This window comes from Streptomyces sp. NPDC057253, from assembly GCF_042669125.1.
GTDB lineage: Bacteria > Actinomycetota > Actinomycetes > Streptomycetales > Streptomycetaceae > Streptomyces.
Genome location: NZ_JBHUXV010000271.1, coordinates 1 through 3,768, shown reverse-complemented (window position 1 = coordinate 3,768; position 3,768 = coordinate 1). Strand labels below are relative to the sequence as shown.

4 protein-coding genes are annotated in these 3,768 nt (G+C 71.0%); 1 reads left to right on the top strand and 3 read right to left on the bottom strand.

Features of this window, described 5'->3' with window-relative positions; all coding sequences use genetic code 11:
• The 3 genes from ACFULQ_RS48765 to ACFULQ_RS48755 form a co-directional block, all read right to left on the bottom strand.
• A partial coding sequence (locus ACFULQ_RS48765) for a BN159_2729 family protein (RefSeq protein WP_383558210.1) occupies positions 1 to 725 on the bottom strand: 725 nt, incomplete at its 3' end.
• A gap of 227 nt (positions 726 to 952) precedes the next feature.
• Complete coding sequence (locus ACFULQ_RS48760; protein WP_383558208.1) at positions 953 to 1,507, bottom strand: RNA polymerase sigma factor; 555 nt, start codon at positions 1,505 to 1,507, stop codon at positions 953 to 955.
• 220 nt (positions 1,508 to 1,727) lie between these two features.
• On the bottom strand, positions 1,728 to 2,084 hold the full coding sequence (locus tag ACFULQ_RS48755; protein ID WP_383558205.1) for a hypothetical protein: 357 nt from the start codon (positions 2,082 to 2,084) through the stop codon (positions 1,728 to 1,730).
• Between the two features lie 314 nt (positions 2,085 to 2,398).
• Here ACFULQ_RS48755 and ACFULQ_RS48750 point away from each other — a divergent pair, with 314 nt between their 5' ends.
• Positions 2,399 to 3,568 carry a hypothetical protein gene (locus tag ACFULQ_RS48750; protein WP_383558203.1) on the top strand — a complete coding sequence of 390 codons (1,170 nt, stop codon included), beginning with the start codon at positions 2,399 to 2,401 and terminating at the stop codon, positions 3,566 to 3,568.
• The last annotated feature ends 200 nt before the right edge of the window (positions 3,569 to 3,768 follow it).

Sequence of the window (3,768 nt, the reverse complement as noted above, 5' to 3'; positions counted from 1 at the left end):
TCCGGTGACCGGCGCCGGTCACCGGAGGCGTCGTCGACCGACGCGATGCCCTCGTCCGCACCGGGCCCGGACCCGTACACCAGCCCCCGGGGACCGGCATCCGATGCGCGCGGCAGCCCGCACAGCGGTCCGACGCTGCGGGCGACAGCGGTCATCCGGCGTTCGTGACCGTCCGTCAGCCGGTGCATCAGGGGTACGCCGTCCGGGCCCTGCAGCCCCCGGTACTCCCACACGTGCCCCTGACAGTCGAGCTGGGGCCTCGCGAGGTCGTACACCCGGTCCCACAATCGATAGGCCAGCGTCATCGCCGACTCCTCGGCTTCGAGCAGTGCGGGCACTGCCCTGCCGACCAGTCGTACCGGTGTGCCGTCGAGCCGGCCCCTGCCGACACAGGCCTCTTCGTGCACCGCCACGGTGTCGGGCCGGATGGCGAAGGCTGCCCTGAGCGCGTACCAGGCGTCCAGGTCGGAGAAGCAGACGATCATGATCACTTCATCTCCCTGGGGCGCCACGGACAGCACGTCGGCGTGCGCGCCGTGCGCGGCCGCCAGCGCGTATGCGGTCCGCCGGGCACGGGCACAGGCGAGGTTCCAGTGCCGCGCCTGCCGCTCCGGTCCGGGCGCGGGCCCGTACTGGTCCGCCGACGTCTTGCCCTGCGTCGCCCGCCGTGGTGATCCCGTACCGGCGGGTCCCGGCACCGGCAGCCCCTCCTTGACCACCTGCACGGCCCCACCACCCGCCGGAGGTTCCGGCGCTTCTGTCGGCTTCTGCCGGTCGAGCCCTTCAGGTCCTTCCGGTACCAAGCAGGGACGCGGCGCCTCCTGCGGACGAGGCTCGTCCCGGTGGTCGCCGGCAGAGAGGCCGAGCACGCCGAGCATCCGGGTCACATACCAGGGGCGGGTACCGGGCGGGGCGACCGCGGCGTGACGTCGTCGCGGCAATCTTTCCTGTGTCACGCGAACGACACCCCCCGGGTGTCGCAGCGCCCGAGTGTCCGGCGCAGATCCTGGGTCGCCCTGCGCTGCAGCGCCTTCACCGCTCCCACGGTGGCCCCGGTCGCCGAGGCCACCTGCTGCCCCGGCATGCCGTACCAGAACCTCATGGCGATCACTTCCTGCTTGCGTGCCGTCAGACACACGACCGCGTCCCGTACTCGCGTGTGCTCCCACCTCGTGAGCACCTCGTCCTCCACGCTCGGACAGGCCGTCGCGGACAGATCCGGCACGACCGGCACCGGCACCTCCCTGCGCGTGCGGGCGGCACGGTAGTGGTCCGACACCAGGTTGCGGGCGATGGTCAGCAACCAGGCCCGAACGCCTCCGCCCTGCCAACGGAAACGCCCCACTGACGCCAGCGCCCTGGTGAACGTCTCGCTCACGAGGTCGCTCACGAGCTCCGGATCGCTCACACGCCGACGGACACAGCGCTCGACGCCGTCCCGGTGATGGGCGTAGATCAAAGAGAACGCCTCCCGGTCGCCCCGGCGGGCGCGGCCAGCCAACGCCACGTCGCTCCCGCCGCTTTCCGCCCCCGCTCCGGCCACGCATCGCACAGCGGACCCACATCCTTTCGCTCTTCTGGTCGTCGTTCGACTTCAACGGGCTCGCCCCACATGCGGGCGAGCCTGTCGTCCACGTTCATGGACAACCCTAGAGGGGTGGCGCGCTCACTGTCCACCATCGTGGACAGTGGGCGCGCCGCGCCGACGAGGCCGTCGACGGAATCGGCTAGTTGCCGCTGCCCGTGACCGCTGTTTCGTCGCTCGGGGAGTTGCTCCCGACGCCCGTGTCGATCGCGGTCAGTCCAGCACCGTCAGGCCCAGCCGTCGCCCGGTACAGGTGGTAGTACGGCCCCCACGCGCCGGTGCCGCCGCCGCTCTCACCGCCGACGCCGGCCACGACGACGTCGAGCCTGGAGCCGTTCGGCCCGGCGCTCGCGCCGACGGCACCGTAGAAGGGCCCGGAGCCGGCGACCGAGCCGTCCCCCGAGCCGCCGGTGTCCGCCGAAGCGACACCGGCGCATCCCAGCGCCAGCGGCACCGCGACCAGCGCGGCGGTGAGGCCGCCAGTGAGGGTTCGCATCATGACTTTCTCCCTAAAATCGATGTCCGACGTGCATGCCTTCCAAAGAAGGCGGGGTCCTTCCGTGGACCCGGTAAGGCAGTTGCCGGTAATCAAGTCGATATGCCGGCGGAGGGCGGAGAAAAAAACCCTTTGGTGCATTGCCGTGTTTCGCGTCTCCTCCGGACCCGTCGAGCGTTGCCCGGGCGACACTCACCAGCTCACCCCGCTATTCAGCGAGTTCGCGCATGTACCCGCCGACATGTTTACGGCCGGCGATTCCGGCAACATTCCGGCCGCCGCCAGGACACCGCACACGGAAGAAAGGATCCCGGCCGATGCCCTTCAATCCACTGGAACACCCCGGAATTCCGCTGGACCGTCAGTCGCAACGACAGGTCCCCCGCGCCGCGAGACCGGATGCCGTCGACGACGGCGATCCCTTCACCCGCTGCCGGGTCATGACGATGCACGCCATCGAGACCGAGGCCGCTCTCTTCGACGAGGAGCTCGTCCGCAGCTGCGGCGATCCGAAGGCGACCGGGATCCTCACGCGGTTGCACGACATCGAAGGCAGACAGCTGCGGACTCTGCGGCGACTCGTGCCGGGGCGGCCCGGGGTCCTGGAGGCGGCCGTCGCCCAGGAGCAGGTCTCCGTGGACCTGACCGCCTGGGTGGCCCGCATGGAGCCGGACCCGCGCCGACGCTCTCTCTACCGGCGCACCCTGGAGGAGGACTTCGACCACCTCTACCGGCTCGCCAACCTCTACGAAATGACCACGCACCGTTCAGCAGGGCTGGACGCGGAAGACCTGGTCACCATGGAGCCCCGGCGCCGCTCCACGATCCGTCCGGCATCCGGTGGCACACGGCCCCGGCAGCGGCGCACGGCTCCGCCAGCGCTCTCGGAACTGCACGCGCTGACGCTCGGGATCACCCAACTGCAGACGACGCACTTCTACGACGGCATCGGCCTGCGGCGCCCCGGCCGGCGCCGCACCTGCGGAGAACTCGGGTCCATCGGCCATGAGCACCTGACCCGGGCCGACACCTCGACCGACCCCGGCCGCACGGCGTGGGAGGAACTGGTGATGCGCGAATACAACGAGTGCTACCTCTACCACTGCTTCGCCGAGCAGGAGACCGACTCACAACTCAAGGCGCTCTGGGAGTTCCACCTCGGACTGGAACTCGGTCACCTGCACGCCGCCTGCAACCTGATGCGCCGTCAGGACGGTCTGGACCCGTCGGACATCCTGCCCCCGCAGCTGCCGAGCGCCCTGGACTTCACCGGCAACCGGGACTACCTGCTCACCCTCATGGACGCCGGATCCCACTTCGCCGGAATGGACATCCATCCCGCGCACCCGGCCGGGGCCCGGTTCGGCCAGGTACCACCGGCGACCGGCTCGCTCGACCCTCCCCGCACCGCGCGCAAGTCCGCCGACGGCCACCTGCCCTTCGGCAGTGCCCGGCTGTTCCAGGACCACCGTCGGCCACCCGGATAAGAGCCGCCCGTCAGCCACCTGGACATGCCCGTCCGCGAGCCTGACCTCCGCCGCAGTGGCGCCTTGCGCTCGCCGCCTCGGACGCCGGACGGCTACGGCCGCGACACGGACCCGTCCCCGCCCCGTCGGCGTCCGTCGAGGCCCCGCCCTCCTGCGCCGGCCCCGCATACGGCCGCCCGGTGAGTCCCCGGTCCGGGACC

Excerpts from the sequence above, each read along its gene's own strand:
- ACFULQ_RS48755 (WP_383558205.1), bottom strand. The coding sequence starts at position 2,084 with ATGATGCGAACCCTCACTGGCGGCCTCACCGCCGCGCTGGTCGCGGTG.
- ACFULQ_RS48750 (WP_383558203.1), top strand. The coding sequence starts at position 2,399 with ATGCCCTTCAATCCACTGGAACACCCCGGAATTCCGCTGGACCGTCAG.